General features: G+C 59.3%; 15 protein-coding genes. 10 read left to right on the forward strand and 5 right to left on the reverse strand.

Translation table 11 applies throughout. The annotated features are described in order from the left end of the window. Positions 1-66: 66 nt before the first annotated feature. From AM218_RS14495 to AM218_RS14515, 5 genes are all read left to right on the forward strand, one after another. Entirely contained in the window at positions 67-1,257 is a 1,191-nt protein-coding gene (locus AM218_RS14495) for a class I SAM-dependent rRNA methyltransferase (protein WP_054414544.1), read from the forward strand. Between the two features lie 32 nt (positions 1,258-1,289). After that, positions 1,290-1,739: a hypothetical protein gene (locus AM218_RS14500; protein WP_054414545.1), complete on the forward strand. Its 450-nt coding sequence runs from the start codon at positions 1,290-1,292 to the stop codon at positions 1,737-1,739. 26 nt (positions 1,740-1,765) lie between these two features. Further along, a complete protein-coding gene (crtD, locus tag AM218_RS14505; RefSeq protein ID WP_054414547.1) occupies positions 1,766-3,262 on the forward strand; it encodes a 1-hydroxycarotenoid 3,4-desaturase CrtD in 1,497 nt (498 codons plus the stop codon). A 31-nt stretch (positions 3,263-3,293) separates the two neighbouring features. Beyond that, positions 3,294-3,965: a carotenoid biosynthesis protein gene (locus tag AM218_RS14510; protein ID WP_071843927.1), complete on the forward strand. Its 672-nt coding sequence runs from the start codon at positions 3,294-3,296 to the stop codon at positions 3,963-3,965. A gap of 74 nt (positions 3,966-4,039) precedes the next feature. Continuing rightward, a complete protein-coding gene (locus AM218_RS14515) occupies positions 4,040-4,663 on the forward strand; it encodes a TetR/AcrR family transcriptional regulator (RefSeq protein WP_071843928.1) in 624 nt (207 codons plus the stop codon). Positions 4,664-4,758: 95 nt separating this feature from the next. Here AM218_RS14515 and AM218_RS14520 read toward each other — a convergent pair whose 3' ends face one another. Both AM218_RS14520 and AM218_RS14525 read right to left on the reverse strand, forming a co-directional pair. After that, positions 4,759-5,001, reverse strand: coding sequence for a DUF6952 family protein (locus AM218_RS14520; RefSeq protein WP_054414556.1), 243 nt, complete (start codon positions 4,999-5,001; stop codon positions 4,759-4,761). Between the two features lie 11 nt (positions 5,002-5,012). After that, complete coding sequence (locus AM218_RS14525) at positions 5,013-5,324, reverse strand: thioredoxin family protein (protein WP_054414557.1); 312 nt, start codon at positions 5,322-5,324, stop codon at positions 5,013-5,015. A gap of 190 nt (positions 5,325-5,514) precedes the next feature. Between AM218_RS14525 and AM218_RS14530 the strand changes: the two genes are divergently transcribed. Continuing rightward, complete coding sequence (locus tag AM218_RS14530; RefSeq protein WP_071843929.1) at positions 5,515-6,213, forward strand: arylesterase; 699 nt, start codon at positions 5,515-5,517, stop codon at positions 6,211-6,213. A 19-nt stretch (positions 6,214-6,232) separates the two neighbouring features. On the opposite strand, the gene AM218_RS14535 is transcribed toward AM218_RS14530, so the two are convergent. The 3 genes from AM218_RS14535 to glgP form a co-directional block, all read right to left on the reverse strand. After that, positions 6,233-6,826: a DUF1989 domain-containing protein gene (locus tag AM218_RS14535; RefSeq protein ID WP_054414562.1), complete on the reverse strand. Its 594-nt coding sequence runs from the start codon at positions 6,824-6,826 to the stop codon at positions 6,233-6,235. After that, positions 6,792-7,487: a guanitoxin biosynthesis heme-dependent pre-guanitoxin N-hydroxylase GntA gene (gene gntA, locus AM218_RS14540; RefSeq protein ID WP_071843805.1), complete on the reverse strand. Its 696-nt coding sequence runs from the start codon at positions 7,485-7,487 to the stop codon at positions 6,792-6,794. The genes AM218_RS14535 and gntA overlap by 35 nt, the downstream gene beginning before the upstream one ends. Positions 7,488-7,809: 322 nt before the next feature. Then, entirely contained in the window at positions 7,810-9,459 is a 1,650-nt protein-coding gene (gene glgP, locus AM218_RS14545; RefSeq protein ID WP_054414567.1) for an alpha-glucan family phosphorylase, read from the reverse strand. A 287-nt stretch (positions 9,460-9,746) separates the two neighbouring features. Between glgP and AM218_RS14550 the strand changes: the two genes are divergently transcribed. The 4 genes from AM218_RS14550 (at position 9,747) to AM218_RS14565 (ending at position 16,351) form a co-directional block, all read left to right on the forward strand. Beyond that, positions 9,747-11,183, forward strand: a complete 1,437-nt coding sequence (locus AM218_RS14550; protein ID WP_054414570.1) for a hypothetical protein — start codon at positions 9,747-9,749, stop codon at positions 11,181-11,183. A 190-nt stretch (positions 11,184-11,373) separates the two neighbouring features. Next, complete coding sequence (locus AM218_RS14555) at positions 11,374-13,311, forward strand: glycoside hydrolase family 13 protein (protein ID WP_054414573.1); 1,938 nt, start codon at positions 11,374-11,376, stop codon at positions 13,309-13,311. Positions 13,312-13,369: 58 nt separating this feature from the next. Next, complete coding sequence (gene pgmB, locus AM218_RS14560) at positions 13,370-14,023, forward strand: beta-phosphoglucomutase (RefSeq protein WP_054414576.1); 654 nt, start codon at positions 13,370-13,372, stop codon at positions 14,021-14,023. Between the two features lie 48 nt (positions 14,024-14,071). Beyond that, a complete protein-coding gene (locus AM218_RS14565) occupies positions 14,072-16,351 on the forward strand; it encodes a glycoside hydrolase family 65 protein (protein WP_054414579.1) in 2,280 nt (759 codons plus the stop codon). The last annotated feature ends 22 nt before the right edge of the window (positions 16,352-16,373 follow it).

Consider the following 16,373-nt stretch of genomic DNA (forward strand, 5'->3'; position numbering starts at 1 on the left):
TAGGGGCAGGTGGCTAACCCCGGCCGGGTGCGTACCTTTGTAGTCCCATTTTTAGAACCTGCTGCCATGTCTGCCACGCTCACGCTCAAACCCGGTAAAGATCAATCCCTGCGACGCCTGCATCCGTGGGTGTTTTCGGGCGCCATTGCCCGGATGCAGGGCGAGGTAGTGGAGGGCGAAGTAGTGAGCGTACTGGCCGCCAACGGCGAGCTGCTGGGTGTGGGCCACTACGCCCCCGGCTCCATTGCCGTGCGCATGCTCGATTTCGGTACCGAGGCCCAGCTGCCCGATGCCGCTTTCTGGGAGCAGAAGCTGCGCAACGCCTACCAGCTGCGTCAGCGCCTGGGCCTCACTGGCACCGGCAACACCAACGTGTACCGCCTCATCCACGCCGAGGGCGACGGCCTACCCGGTTTGATTATTGACGTGTACGGCGACACGGCCGTGGTGCAGGCGCACAGCGCCGGCATGTACAAAGCCCGCCCCCTCATTGCCGCCGCTCTGCAAGTCGTGTTAGGCGAAAACCTGCGCGCCATCTACGATAAGAGCGCCGAAACCGTACCCGCCAAAGCTGCCCCCGATGCTCAGAACGGCTATCTACTGGGCGAAAGCACCGGCCAGGAGCATGTGGTAGAAGAAAACGGCCACCGCTTTGCCGTGGATTGGGAAACCGGCCAGAAAACCGGCTTCTTCATTGACCAGCGCGACAACCGCGCCCTGCTGGCCCGCTACGCCCCCGGCCGCCGCGTGCTGAACACGTTCTGCTACACCGGCGGCTTCTCCGTGTATGCCCTGCAGGCCGGCGCCGAGCTGGTGCACTCCGTAGACTCCAGCAAAAAAGCCATTGAGCTGACCAACCGCAACGCCGAGCTGAGTGGCCTGCAGGAAAAGCACGAAGCCTACGCCCAGGACGTGTTCAGCTTCCTGAAAGACCGCCACAACCAGTACGACCTTATCGTGCTGGACCCCCCCGCCTTTGCCAAGCACCTCTCCGCCCGCCACAATGCCCTGATGGGCTACAAACGCCTGAATGTGGCCGGTATTAAGCAGATTGCACCCGGCGGCCTGCTGTTTACGTTCAGCTGTTCACAGGTAGTTAGCATGGAGCTGTTTGAGGGCGCCATTATGGCCGCCGCCATTGAGGCCGGCCGTCCCGCCCGCATCCTGCACCGCCTCACCCAGCCCGCCGACCACCCCGTCAGCCTCTTCCACCCGGAAGGGGAGTACCTGAAAGGGCTGGTGCTGGCAGTGGATTAATCTGGGATTTCAGCTTTAAACAATTCATTTGTATGGTTAACACCTTGCCAGATCCCTGGAACTTCTCCAACGTGGAGCGCCAGCTCTTTGCGGGAGATACTTCCCAACGGCTGGAATATGGCGCTCTGCAGGAGATGAACCAAGGTGGACCCTTACACGGACCCTGCTTCTGGATTACCCCCAATGGCCGCCGGGTTCAGCTTCCGGGAAGTTACGGCGGCCCACCTATATGGGACGCGGTAGGGCGGCGGGTGGCGTTGCCCCTGTGGCAGCAGGCGCTTTTTTCGAGCCCCAATCAGCGCCTGGCCGTGCTGGATACACAGCTGCAACAGTTGGTCGTATTTCGACGGGGATTCAGTGTGCTGCATTTGCAGGCATTTGAGGGCCTGGTGGTTACCGGAGTAGATAGCCCGATTCAGCGTCCGGCATCGGTGTCTTTTAACCTTGGAACCGAAGACATTAAGCAGGTTTTAGAGTTATAGCTGCGTCCCACCATCATTCCTGTCCCGTGCCGCGCAAGAAAACCTCCGCCCCCCGCAAACCAGCTGTTGCCATCATTGGTGCTGGTATTGGGGGCATTGCTACGGCGGTGAGGCTGGCGGCCCGGGGGCATAAGGTAACGGTGTTTGAAGCCCAGAGCACGTTTGGTGGGAAAATGCACCAGCTGGAGTTGCCCGGCGGCTACCGCTTCGATGGTGGCCCCTCCCTGTTTACGCTGCCCCAGCTGGTGGATGAGCTGTTCCAGCTGGCCGGGCGCGACCCCAAGGATTATTTCCGCTACGAGCGGCTGGACCCCATCACGCAGTATTTCTTTGCTGATAAAACCCGCCTGACGGCCTGGGCCGATGAAGCCCGATTTGCGGCCGAGGTAGAACATAAGCTGGGCGTGCCCGCCGCCGAGGTGCTGGAATTCCTGCGCCGCAGCGCCCGCGCCTACGAAGGCACCGCCGACACGTTTTTGCGCAAGTCGCTGCATAAGCTCAGCACCTACACCAGCCCGGAGGTAGTGAAAGCCCTGGCCGTGCTGCCCACCCTGGGCCTGGCCAGCACCATGCACCAGCGCCACGCGACCACTTTCCCGGATGCCCGCCTGGTGCAGCTCTTCGACCGGTTTGCTACCTACAACGGCTCCGACCCCTACCAGGCCCCCGCCACCCTCAGCCTGATTCCGCATCTGGAGCACGGCATTGGCGCATTTTACCCTGAAGGTGGCATTTACAGCATTGCCGAAAGCCTGGTCAGGCTGGCCCAGGAGTTGGGCGTCGAGTTCCGCTACAACGAGCCCGTGGAGGAAATTCTCACGGCCGGCGGCCACGTAACCGGCCTGCGCACGGCCCAGGATGTATACGACTTTGGCCTAGTGGTCAGCAATATGGATGTGGTGCCCACCTACCGCCGCCTGCTGCCTAAGCTGCCCGCCCCCGAACGTACTCTGGCACAGCCCCGCTCTTCTTCCGCGCTTATTTTCTACTGGGGCATCGGGGCTGAGTTTCCGGAAATGGGCGTGCACAACATCTTTTTCTCTGCTGACTACCGCCAGGAGTTTGAGGCCATCTTCCGGGAGCAGACCGTGGCCGACGACGTGACGGTGTACGTGAACATCACCTCCAAAAAAACACCCACCGATGCCCCCACCGGCCACGAAAACTGGTTTGTGATGGTGAACGTGCCCCACGACCAGGGCCAGGACTGGAATACGCTTATTACTCAGACCCGCGCCGCGGTGTTGCGCCGCCTGCAGCTGGCCCTGGGCCGGGATGTAGCCCCGCTTATCCGGGCCGAGCACGTGTGGGACCCGCCGGGTATTGCGCGCCAAACCTCATCGTTTGGCGGGGCGTTATATGGCAGCTCCTCCAATAATATGTTGGCCGCTTTTCTGCGTCACCCGAATTTTTCTCGTAAACTCGATGGCTTGTATTTTTGTGGGGGTAGCGTACACCCGGGCGGGGGCATTCCCTTGTGCCTGCTTTCGGCCGCTATTGTAGCCGACCTGGTTCCTGCCTGATCTATTGTTTCTCATGCCGATTACCGACTCTATGTTACATCCGCCCGCGGCTCCGCCCGTTCTGCCGGCGCCCAGCCGCCAGCGCCTGCGCGTGGCCCAGGGTATTGTGCTGTTATTTCACGTTACCGGATTTCTGGGGCTGGCTTTCTCCTTTGACCCCAGCTTTTACCTCCGCTTTGTTCCCCTGAACCTGCTGCTCACGGCCGCTTTGCTGCTGTCCTTTCAACCCAGCCGCAACCGGGAGTTCTACTGGTTTTGTCTGGTGGTGATGGTGGTAGGCTTTGGCGTTGAGGTGCTGGGCGTGCGCAGCCAGGTTATCTTCGGCAACTATGCGTACGGCCCGGTATTAGGTTTTCAGCTCTGGGGCGTGCCGCTGATTATTGGCCTGAACTGGCTGATGCTCACCTATATGTCCGGGGTTTTGGCGCGCTACCTGCCCCTGCCTAATATTCTGCGGGCCGTAGTGGGCGCCCTGCTCATGGTGGGCATGGATGTGTGCATTGAGCCCGTAGCCGTGCGCTATGATTTCTGGCACTGGATGGCCGATGTTATTCCCTTGCAGAACTTTAAAGCCTGGTTTGCCCTATCTTTCATTCTGCAGGTGTTTTTTAACCGCAGCCATTTCGTGAAAAGCAATCAGTTGGTACCTTTCGTATTCCTGGTGCAGCTGCTGTTTTTCTTTGGGCTGGGTATGCTGCGTTAAGCAGTAATACATTAAGCTTTTATTAAGTGGGGCATCTTGCGCCCACCACCTCTATTGCCGGTTTCCTCCACGCCATGAATTCTACTCCCACTACTACGCTGCACCACACCTTGCTGGAGGAAGTGCGCGTGCTTTTTCTGCGCGAAGGCATCGGTCCCTTGTCCCTGGAGCAGATCATTCAGAAGCTGAACGTGTCGCCGGCTACTTTTCACGGCATGTTCGAGGATAAGAACGACTTGGTAACGCAGGTGGTGGTGCACGACATGGAGCGCCAGCAGCGGGAGCACGCCGCCCTGTTCGCCAGAACCGATAACCCGGTGGAGCGTATCCTGCTGCTGTTGCAGGACGGCATCCAGGAATTACAGCAAACGCCCAGCAGCAACTACGCCGACATCCAGCGGGAGCACCCCGCCGCCTGGAACCTGATGATGGACCACCTGGTGACGTATTCCTACCCCCAGATCCACGGCTTGCTGAACGACGGCATCCTGCGCAAGCAGTTCCGCGGCGACATCAACATTGAGCTGGTTACCAAAATCATTCTGGAGCAGGTTAACCTGATTCTGAACACCGATATTTTCCCGCCCAGCCGCTACAACCTGGCAGAAGTGTTCCGCAGCATCTACCTCTACTATATCCGGGGCATCTGCACCGATGAAGGCATGCAGCTAGCGGCCTCCCACTTTGCCAGGCTGTAAGCTGCTCCGGCCAACCGCGCTATAACCCAACTGCCCCGGAAAGTACCGCTTATAGCAGGTGCTTTCCGGGGCAGTTGGGTGTAAGAAAGGGACGTTTAGCTAATGGAAACGCGCACTTTCTTGGTGTACTCGCGCAGGGCATCTTTAAACTCGCTGCCGTTGTCGCGCATGTGGTTCAGAATGAAGATGGCGGCAAATACGTGGGTCAGCTTCTCGCCTTCGTCTTCGCCGGGCACTTCAAAAGCAGGCTGTTGTTCTTCCAGCAGCGCTTCTTCAGCGGCCACCAGGGCATCCAGCGTCTGGGATTCAACCAGTTGTTTAATGGCAGGAATTTTCATGCGGCCGGGCCTTAGTTCAATTGACCAATCAGCTCGGCTACCGCTTCTTCCTTGCTGGCCGAAACAGTATCCACCAGCTCGCCATTGCGGAAAATAGCGAAGAAGGGCAGCGTAGTAACGTTCGCCAGTTTGCGGGCCTCGGGGCTGGTTTCGGCGTTTACGTCCAGAAACGTCATGCCGGCGTTGGCTTCGGCCAGGCGCTTGTACTTGGGGGAGAACAGGCGACAGTTGCCGCACCAGTCGGCGTAGTATTTCACTACTACTTTCTCATTGGAATCAAGAAGCTGACGGAATTCGGTATCAGTTGCTTTCGTAACAGACATAACGGAAAAACAAGGTTGGTCTTACAAAGGTACGCATCCTAGATAAGAACTATTCTTATCTGGTTGCCTGCTTAAAGCCGGAACCGGGCAAAAGGTTTCAGCGGGGGTGCATTTAGCGCCGGGCAAACCCGGAAGCCCGGCCTGCCGTTTGGAAGAGAAAAGTATGGGCACGTTTCCTTTTCCCTGGCGTATGCGTGGTGCTGGCAGCGGGCTGCTGCTGGCGCTACTGTGGTTATTGGGAGCGTGCACTTCGCCCACGCCGGCGCAACCCGTAGCGGCGCCGCCGGCAGCTCCCCCTGTTCGTATGCAAAACATCATCTTCTTCGGTAACAGCCTCACGGCCGGCTACATGCTGCGCGCCAGCGAATCGTTTCCGGCCCTGCTGCAGCAGCGCATCGACTCCCTGCAACTGCCCTACAAAGCCTTTAACTACGGCGTGAGCGGGGAAACCAGCGCCGGGGGCAAGCACCGGGTAGCGAGCGTGCTCACCCGCCAGCCGGTAGATGTATTTGTGCTGGAGCTGGGCGCCAACGACGGCCTGCGCGGCATTCCGGTGCGCGAAACCACCCAAAACCTGCAGGAAATCATCGACCAGGTGCGGCTGAAGTACCCCGAGGCCCGCATAGTGCTGGTGGGCCTGGAGTTTCCCTTTGATCTGGGCCCGCTGGGCGGCCACCGGTTTGTGCACTACGCCCAGGAGTTCAAAGCCCTGTTCCGCACGCTGGCGGAAAAAAACAGCGTGGACTTTGTGCCCTTCCTGCTCCAGGGTGTGCTGGGCCACCGCGAGCTGAACCTGCCCGATGGCGTGCACCCCAACGCCGAGGGCCAGAAGATTCTGGCCCACAACGTATGGACCGTGCTGGAAGGCGTGATTATGGCCAAAGAGTAACCCGGCCCAAAGGCCGGCCTTAGCCTTCTATCTGGTAGCCAATGGGCTTAAAGGCGTAGTTGTTTGACATTTCCGCAGAGCAGGCCGTGAGGCCCACCAGCAAATCCATGCGGGCTTCCAGCACCACATAGTCGCCGGCTTTGCTTTTGGGCGGCAGCACGGCTACGCGCCCGGTATCTCCATCCACGGTCACGTGCATGAAGATGTTGAAGCTGATGGGAATGGCATCGGGGCGGATGCCGTATTCTTCCAGCGCCGCGCACAGGTTGCCAAAGCAGCCCCGGTGCGGCTGGGTATGCCCGTAGATAATGCGGAAGGTATCAGCACTGCAGGGCGTGAGCAGGAAGTCGTGCCGGCCTACCGTGTCTTCCACCAGATCAAACATCACGTTGCTCCGGTTGGAGTAGAACGGATGGCCTTTGGTAAGCAGAATGGTTTCGGCGTAGTCAATGGTGCGGCCCGAGGACAGGTACTCCTCCTTGTCGGCCAGGTTATAGCACACAAAGTCCGAGACCTGCTCGCCTTCGATATCAACGACTTTCAGGCGCTGGCCTTTTTTGAGCAGAAAGGAAACGCCGCTACGCGGCGGAATGATGGTTAGCTGGGAGGACATGTTGGCTTAAAAAAGGGCACTTCCAGGCCTGATCATAGGCCCTTCCGCTGTATTGATAGACTTCTGAGGACTGGCCGTAGTCTTCGAGCATGGGGTTGATGGAGCCCGAATAGGCTACGTCGCGCGTGCGAATGGTCTGGCGCAGGGAGTCGTATTTACCCGCCTCCCGGATGCGCTCAAACTGGTCGTGGGCATTAAACACCAGTGTGGGGTACTTGAACTGCCGGGCCGGCCGGCTGCTGCCGGGGTGCAGCCCAATCACAAAAAAGGCTTCTTCTTTTAGGCTGAAGCTGAAATCGGGGGAGCTGGGGTCGGCTACCACGCGCTGGTCGTAGCCGTAGCGCTGGGCGTCCAGGTTAGACACGGCCTGCAAGCGCTGCCAGAAGAACTCCTCGAACTGCGCTTCGGTGGGGTTTTCGGGGCCTTTAAAAATGATGGCGGCGCTGTGGTAGAGCTTATCGGCGGTGCGGTAAGTCTCCACGAATTCATAGATGAACTCCAGAATGGCGGCATCGTCTTTGGGGCAGGCCATGTGGTCAACTACGAGGCATTTTATCTGATTCCAGGCAAGCGCCGTTTTGGCGGCAACGCAAGGGAATTCTCGATTTTGTATAAAGTCAAGATATTCCTTTGTAACTATATATGATTCTTCTTCAGTCATATTCAAAAATTTGCTTCGCAACAGGGTGCGGAATAAGCCTATTCCTTTGCTCCGATACGGGCAAACTTTGGACGAGGTTGAGGCGACTGTGGAGCTGGCCCGGCACCGGGGATTCCGGGGCAAGCCCAACCGCACTTCGTTCTTTCTGCAGGCCTGCTCTCAACGCCACTGCGCTCAGCTACTTAAGCACCCAGGGTGCATAAGTCGGGCAGGGAATGGCTACATACGTGGCGCGCCGCCATCCGGCCTCGAAAACCCAAAAAAAAGCCGCCCCACCAGGAGGTAGGGCGGCCAGGCAAGCCTGAAAAAAAGGGTAGAACGGCTACACCGTATACATCTTCTCGTAGTATTCCCGCGCCATGCGGCCCGAGTCGAACTCGGGCTCTACTTCGCGCATGGCGTTTTTGGTGAGTTCCAGGAACCGCTCGGGCTGGTCGTAGTAAAGCGGTAGAATTTCCTGCTCCAGCACATCCAGCACGCCGGTGGCCTCCACATCGTCCTTCACGTTTTCCGGCTCGTTGATGTTGGCCAGGGGAATAAGGAAGCCGTTTTCGCCCTCGCGCACGAACTCTGGAATCCAGCCATCGGCAATGCTCAGGCTGAGGCTGCCGTTCATGGCGGCCGTCATGCCGCTGGTGCCGGAGGCCTCGCGGGGGAAGCGCGGGGTGTTCAGCCAGATATCGGAGCCCTTTTTGAGAGCCGCCGAGAGGCCCAGCTCGTAGCCCGTGAGTACGGCGCAGTTCTTAAAGCCTTTGGTTTTCTGCATGATGCCGTTGAAGGTGGCAATGGCGCCGTAGTCCTTGGGGTAGGGCTTGCCCGCCCAAATCATCTGGATGGGGCGCTTGGTGTCCTGCAGCAGGCGCTGAAACCGCTCGAAGTGGCGCAGAATCAGGTCGGCGCGCTTGTAGCCGGCAAAGCGGCGGGCCCACACAATGGTCAGCACGTCGGGGTCGAAGAGGTTGCCGGTCTGGTCGGCCACGATGTCGAACAGGGCCTTTTTCATTTCCCGCTTCCGGGCGCACAGGGCTTTGTCGTGGTGGCTGGTCAGGGCGTGGTGCAGGGCTGGGTCGCGCCAGTAGGTGCCGTTCTGGGCGTTGGTGATGGAGATAATGGGGCAGATGCCTTTATAGCCGCCCCACATCTGGTTGGCCACTTTGCCGTGCACTTTGGAAACGCCATTGGCTTTGCGTGCCATGCGCAGCGCGGCCAGCGTGTAGCTGAGCTGGTTGTTTTCCACGCCCGCAATGCGGCGCACCTCGTCGGCCGGCACATTCCCGAAAAAGGTCATGTCCTCCAGCAGCTTCATAGGGTGCTCCTCGTTGCCGGCCAGCTCCGGGGTGTGGGTAGTGAATACTAGGCGCTTCTGCACTTCCTCCAACTGCCGGCCGTGCTTTTCATACAGGTAAAACGCCAGCGGCAGGCCGTGGCCTTCATTCAGGTGATATACATCTACCTGATGGCCCAGCAGATCCAGCAGGGTGCCGCCGCCGGTGCCCAGCAGAATGCTCTGGGCCACGCGGGCGGCCGTATCGGCATCGTAGAGGTGGTGGGAGATGGTGCGCGAGATGTAGTCGTTTTCCGGAATATCAGTGGTCAGGAAGAACATGGGGGCCGTGCCGAAAACCTCGGGGGCCAGGTACAGGGCCTTTACTTTCACCTGCGCACCATGAATAGTGATGGGGAAGATGAGCCCGGTGTCTTCGAGGAAGGAGTAGGACTTGTGGCGGTAGTCCACGCGCATGGTCTGGTCTTCGTTGCGCGTCTGGTCATAGTAGCCATAGGTCCAGAGGATACCGATGCCTACCAGATTTTGCTTGAGCTCATAGGCCGAGCGCATGTGGGAGCCGGCCAGAAAGCCCAGGCCCCCGGAGTAGGTTTTCAGGGCCTGATCCAGGGCAAACTCCATGGAAAAGTAAGCAGCCGACGTGTAAAATTCTGGCGCGGCAGCGTAAGAGCGAAAGGTAAATGCCATAAAGAGAAGCGGGTAGAGAGAAGCGCGGTAAGCCGTCCTGAAGGTGAGAAATAAGCGGCAGAAAACCGCAAAGCGGCGGGTTTTTGCCTTGGCCGGTGGGGTGGCTGCCTGCCTACGTAGGCGGCCCGGCCCGGGATACAACTGCTTTGCTGTACTAAGGCGTCATAGCAGCCTGCCGATAAAATATAGTAACAAAACGGTAACGTTGCATTCCTCTCATTTAATGGGTTAGCCGGTAGTTTTGCCAGCTCTACCTCTTTTTTTCACCACCCCAACCCCTTTCCTACATGCACATTACCCGTATTCTCACCATGGCCCTGCTGGGCCTGGCGGTATCCTGCAACTCCGTGCAGGACCCCACCCCACAGGCCCCGGCCGCCCGCACCGCTACCCAGGCCGTTAGCGCCACCGGCTTCCCCGAGGGTTTCGAAACCGGCACCAAAACCGCTTACACCACCGGCTCGGTTACCCTGAGCTCCGGTTCCTGGACCCTGGACGATGCTCTGATCGGCAACACCACCGCCGACCACAAAACCGGCGCTCAGTCGGCGCGGGTGCGCAACGTGGGCAAGCTCACCATGAACTTTAACACCACCGCCGGGGCCGGCGTGGTAACCGTGCAGCACGCCGTGTACGGGACTGATGCCAGCTCTACCTGGGAGCTGTGGGCCTCCACCAACAGCGGCAGCACCTACACCAAAGTGGGCAGCACCATCACCACTAGCAGCACCTCGCTGCAAACGGCTTCGTTCAGCGTCAACCTGAGCGGCACCGTACGGTTGCAGATCCGCAAAATCTCGGGCGGCACCAACCGCATCAACATTGATAACATTACCATTGAGCAGTATGGTGGCAGCACCCCGCCGCCTACCGGCACGGGCAAGAAATTCCTGTTCGATGGCTCGCACGGTGAGCTGGCCGGCAACGCCGACTGGGTACTGGATGTAGATGGTGGCGTGGCCGTTTCCACGCCTACTCCCGCCCAGTCTGGTATCACCTCCACCACCCCCGAAACCTACTGGACCGGTGCCATTTCGGCCTGGGGCGTAGCCCTGGCCAAGCAGGGCCACACCGTAGCGCAGCTGCCCGCTGGCGGCCGCATTACCTATGGTGATGCTACCAACACCCAGGACCTGAGCAACTACGCCGTGTTTGTGGTAGATGAGCCCAACGTGGTGTTTACCGCCGCTGAGAAAACGGCCATTCTGCGCTACGTGCAGAACGGCGGTGGTCTGTTCATGATTTCCGACCACATCATTTCCGACCGTAACAACGACGGCTGGGATTCCCCCCAGATCTGGAACGACCTGATGACCAACAACTCGGTGCAGGCCAACCCCTTCGGCTTCTCCGTAAACTCCGATAACATTGTGGAGAACAGCACCAATGCGCTGGTTAGCTCCACCAACCCCATCATGAACGGCTCGCAGGGCCTCGTCTCGCAGCTCTCCTTCCACAACGGCGCTACCATGACGCTGAGCCCCACCGCCAACAGCACCGTACAGGGCCTGATCTGGCGCCTGGGCTCCACGCAGAGCACCAGCAACGTTATGGCCGCTTCCAGCACCTTCGGCACGGGCCGCGTGGTGATTATCGGCGACTCCTCGCCGGCCGATGACGGCACCGGCTCCCCCGGCAACACCGTGTACGATGGCTGGAACGAAAACGTAAGCCACGCCCGCCTGCACCTGAATGCCTCACTGTGGCTGGCCAAGCTGCAGTAAGCGAATTGGATTTAGCATAGGCAAACGCCCGTGGTTCCTCAGGAGCCACGGGCGTTTTATTTAGGCCGTTTTCGGGCTTTGGAGCGAAATTTCGCTGTTTTTGAGCGTCCGGGAAATGCGGGGCTGATTTTGGATAGCGCCGCCGGAGAGGATAACTTGCACCTCGCCCGTTGAATAACGCTCCTCCCTTATGCGACTTTCCCGCTTCCTGCCCCTGGCCCTGTGCCTGGGTTTCACCGCCCTACACGCTGCGCCTGCTCCGGCCATTACTCCTGCTAGTGTACCGGTAGCAGAAACAGCTGCCGTCCCGGCTAAAAAAGCGGCCGCCATTACCCGCATTGACCCTACGTTCTGGTGGGTGGGCATGAAAAACCCCAAGCTGCAATTGCTGGTGCATGGTCCCGGCATTGCCGGCAGCAAAGTGGAGTTGGCTAACTATCCCGGCGTCACACTGGAGGGCTTCCAGAAGCTGGAGAGCCCGAACTATCTGGTAATCAACCTCACCATCAGCCCAGAGACCAAACCCGGCAAGCTGAAGCTGGAGTTCAAAGGCGCCAAAAAGACGAAGTACGAGTACGAGCTGCGCGCCCGCACCACCCCCGGCGACAAGTCCAAAGTGCAGGGTGTCAACAGCTCCGACTTCATTTACATGCTGATGCCCGACCGGTTTGCCAACGGCAACCCGAAGAACGACATCGTGAAAGGTATGAAGGTGGAGCGCATTGCCCGCGACTCCATGTACGCCCGCCACGGCGGCGACCTGAAGGGCATCGAAGACCACTTCGACTACCTCAAGGAGTTGGGCGTAACCGCCATCTGGCCCACCCCGGTGGTAGAAAACGACATGCCCAAAGCCAGCTACCACGGCTATGCCCTGACGGATTACTACGCTGTGGACCCGCGCTACGGCTCCAATGAGGACTACGTGCAGTTTGTGCAGCGCGCCCACCAGCAGGGCCTGAAAGTGATTCACGACGTGGTACTCAACCACATGGGCAGCCACAACTACCTGTTCCTGGATCAGCCCGCCAAAGACTGGTTTCACCAGTGGCCCACCTTCACGCGCGGCAACTACCGCGACGGCACCGTGAACGACCCCTACGGCTCGGCGGAAGACCGTAAGCTGTTCAACACCACGTGGTTTGATACCACCATGCCCGACCCGGCCCAGGAAAACCCACTGGTGGCCAACTACCTCATTCAGAACTTTATCTGGTGGGTGGAATACACCGGCCTCGATGGTTTTCGCATCGATACCTACCCTTACTCCAACCCCCAATTCCTGATGAGCTGGGGCAAGGCCGTGCTGGACGAGTACCCGCAGCTGGGCATGTTTGGCGAAACCTGGGTGCAGAATGCCGAGGGCGTAGCGCAGCAGGCATTCTGGTCGCGCAACGGGTTTGCGCCGGTAAACGGCTTCAAAAGCAACCTGCCCGGCGTAACGGACTTCATGATGAAATACGCCATTGAAGATGCCCTGACGAAGGAGGCTGGCTGGGCCGAAGGCATTGCCAAAATCTACTATACCTCGCAGGGCGACTGGATGTACGAGGATGCCATGCGCAACGTCATCTTCCTGGATAACCACGACATGAGCCGCGTTTTCTCCGTGTTGGGCGAAGACGTGAAGAAGCAGAAAATGGCCCTCACGTGGCTGCTCACGGAGCGCGGCATTCCGCAGCTGTACTACGGCACCGAGATTCTGATGAAGAACTTCTCCAACCCCGACGGGCTGGTGCGGTCCGACTTCCCCGGCGGCTGGGCCGGCGACAAGCATAACGCCTTTACGGCCGCTGGCCGCACACCCCAGGAGCAGGACATGTTCCAGCACGTGAGCAAGCTGGCTAACTACCGCAAAACCCACCCCGCCCTGCACTCCGGCAAGCGCATGCACTTTGTGCCGGACGGCAGCGTGTACACCTACTTCCGCTACAACGACCAGGGCCAGTCGGTGATGGTGGTGATGAACGCCGGCAAGGAAGACAAGACGGTAGACACCGCCCGCTTTGCCGAGCGCCTGCAGGGCTACACCAGCGCCCAGGACATTATCAGCGGCGCGGCAGTATTGGATCTGAAGTCCCTGAAAGTACCGGCCATGACCACACTGGTGCTGGAATTGAAGAAGTAACCTGATTTCTCTGGAGCGAAGCCCGTTTGGGTTTCGTTCCTTTCTTTTTTCTACCTACATGGCAACAATTAAAGCCTGTCTCTTCGACCTCGACGGAGTCATCGTGGACACAGCGAAATTCCATTACCAGGCCTGGAAGACGTTAGCAACCGGGCTGAACATCGATTTTACCGAACACGACAACGAGCGGCTGAAAGGCGTGAGCCGGATGCGCTCCTTGGAAATCATCCTCGAAATAGGCGGCGTAACCCTGCCCGAAGCGGAGCAGGTAACGCTGGCCACCCGCAAGAATGAAGTGTACCTGGAAGACGTGCACCGCATGACCGAAGCCGACGTGCTGCCCGGCGTGCGCCGCTTCCTAAAAGAGTGCCGTGCCGCCGGCCTCAAAACTGCCCTGGGCTCGGCCTCCAAAAATGCCCGCCTCATTCTGGAGCGCGTGCAGCTGCTGCCCCTCTTCGATGCTATTGTGGACGGTACCGACGTAGCCAACGCCAAGCCCGACCCCGAAGTGTTCCTGAAAGGCGCCAAGGCCCTGGGCGTAGCGCCCGAGGAGTGCGTGGTGTTTGAAGACGCCGTAGCCGGCCTGGAAGCTGCCCGCAACGGCGGCATGCACTGCATCGGCGTCGGCGACGCTTCGATTCTGAGCGACGCTGATTTTGTGATTCCCGGCTTCGAAGAAATGACCGTTGCACGGTTGCAGGAGCTGCGCTAGCCGCCGGCTCCCCCTGATATTCAGCGTACCCTTTGTCTTCCCTTACAGATGAAAGATTACCTTAAAATAGATGAGTGGCGGATTATTGAAGAAGGCTTCGATCCGCACCTGAACAAGATTTCCGAAAGCATTTTCTCGCTGGGCAACGGCCGCATGGGCCAGCGCGCCAACTTTGAAGAGCAGTACTCCGGCGAAACCCTGCCCGGCAACTACGTGGCCGGCGTGTACTACCCCGATAAAACCCGCGTGGGCTGGTGGAAAAACGGCTACCCCGACTACTTCGCCAAAGTGCTGAACGCCGCCAACTGGATTGGCATTGGCGTGGAGATTGACGGCGAAGAGCTGGACCTGGCCAAAGCCACGGTGGAAGACTTCCGCCGCGTGCTGAACATGCAGGAAGGCTACCTGGAGCGTACCTGCACGGTGCTGCTGAGTAACGGCAAGCGGGTGAAAATCAAGTCCAAGCGTTTCTGCAGCATTGTAGACGACGAGGTAGGCGTGGTGCAGTACTCCATTACGCCGGTAGGCTTTTCCGGCAAAGCCACGCTCACTCCCTTCATCGACTTCGATGTTAAAAACCAGGACGCCAACTACGACGAGAAGTTCTGGGAAGAAGTAAGCCGCTCGGTGCAGGAGCAGGGCGCTTTTGTAACGGCCCGCACCCGCAAAACTGAGTTTGACGTGTGCACCGGCATGGTGTTCACGCTCACGCAGGGTGGCGTGGAGGTAAAGCCCTTCACGCACCCCATTGAGAGCGAGAAGTACGTGGCGCACATCTTCACGGTGAATGTGCTGGACGGCGAGGAAACCGTGCTCACCAAGTTTGCCGCCAATATCTCCTCCGAAAACCACGAGCGGGGCGTGCTGCAGGATGTGTGCCGCCGCGCCGTGCAGCAGGCCCGCATTAAAGGGTTTGCCGCCATGCTGAAGGAGCAGGCCGCTGCCTGGGCCGCCAAGTGGGCCGAGAGTGACATCATCATTGAAGGCGACCCGGCCGCGCAGCAGGCTATCCGCTTCAATATCTTCCAGCTCAACCAGACCTATACCGGCGAAGACCCGCGCCTAAACATCGGCCCCAAAGGCTTTACCGGCGAGAAATACGGCGGCAGCACCTACTGGGACACCGAGGCCTACTGCCTGCCCTTCTACCTGGCCACGGCCGACCCGCAGGTGGCCCGCAACCTCTTGCTCTACCGCTACAAGCAGCTGGGCAAAGCCATTGAAAACGGCCAGAAGCTGGGCTTCACGGGCGGTGCCGCCCTGTACCCCATGGTGACGATGAACGGCGAGGAGTGCCACAACGAGTGGGAAATCACCTTCGAGGAAATTCACCGCAACGGCGCCATTGCCTTCGCCATTTACGACTACGTGCGCTACACCGGCGACGAAAGCTACCTGGCCGACTACGGCGTGGATGTGCTGGTGGCCATTTCCCGTTTCTGGGCGCAGCGCGTGAACTTCTCCGAGGAGAAAGGCCAGTATGTGATGCTGGGCGTAACCGGCCCCAACGAGTACGAAAACAACGTCAATAACAACTGGTACACCAGCACCATTGCCCTCTGGACGCTGGAGTACACGCTGCACGTACTGGAGAAAATCAGCAAAGAGCACCCCGGCCGCTACGCTGCTTTGGCCATGGAGCTGAAGCTGGACGAGCAGCACGACTTTGCCGCCTGGCGCGACATCATGGGCAACATGTTCCTGCCCCGGGATGAGAAGCGCGGCATCATGCTGCAGCAGGAAGGCTACATGGACAAGGAGCAGATTCTGGTGCAGGACCTGCCCGCCGCCGACCGCCCCCTGAACCAGAAATGGTCCTGGGACCGGATCCTGCGCTCCTGCTTTATCAAGCAGGCCGATGTGCTGCAGGGTATGTTCCTGCTGGAAGACCGGTTTGAGGAAGCCACCATTCGCCGCAACTTTGAGTTCTACGAGCCGCGCACCGTGCATGAGTCGTCGCTCTCGCCGTGCGTGCACGCGGTGCTGGCCGCCCGTTTGGGCATGCAGGAGAAGGCCTACGAAATGTACCTGCGCACTGCCCGCCTCGACCTGGACGACTACAACAACGACACCGAGGACGGCTGCCACACCACCAGCATGGCCGGCACCTGGATGGCCGTAGTACAGGGTTTTGGCGGCATGCGCGTACGCAACGGCGAGCTGCACTTCCGGCCCATGCTGCCTACGCAGTGGTCGGGCTTCAGCTTCCGCATCCGCTTCCGCGGGGCCGTGCTGCAAGTGCACGTAGGCCGCGACGGCGTCAATATTGAATCAGACAAGCCCCTGACGGTACACGTGAACGGGGAAGCCGTAGCCGTCGGAAAATAAGGCACTAAAAACCAGAACGTCA

Origin of the sequence: Hymenobacter sp. DG25A (assembly GCF_001280305.1) — a bacterium.
GTDB lineage: Bacteria > Bacteroidota > Bacteroidia > Cytophagales > Hymenobacteraceae > Hymenobacter.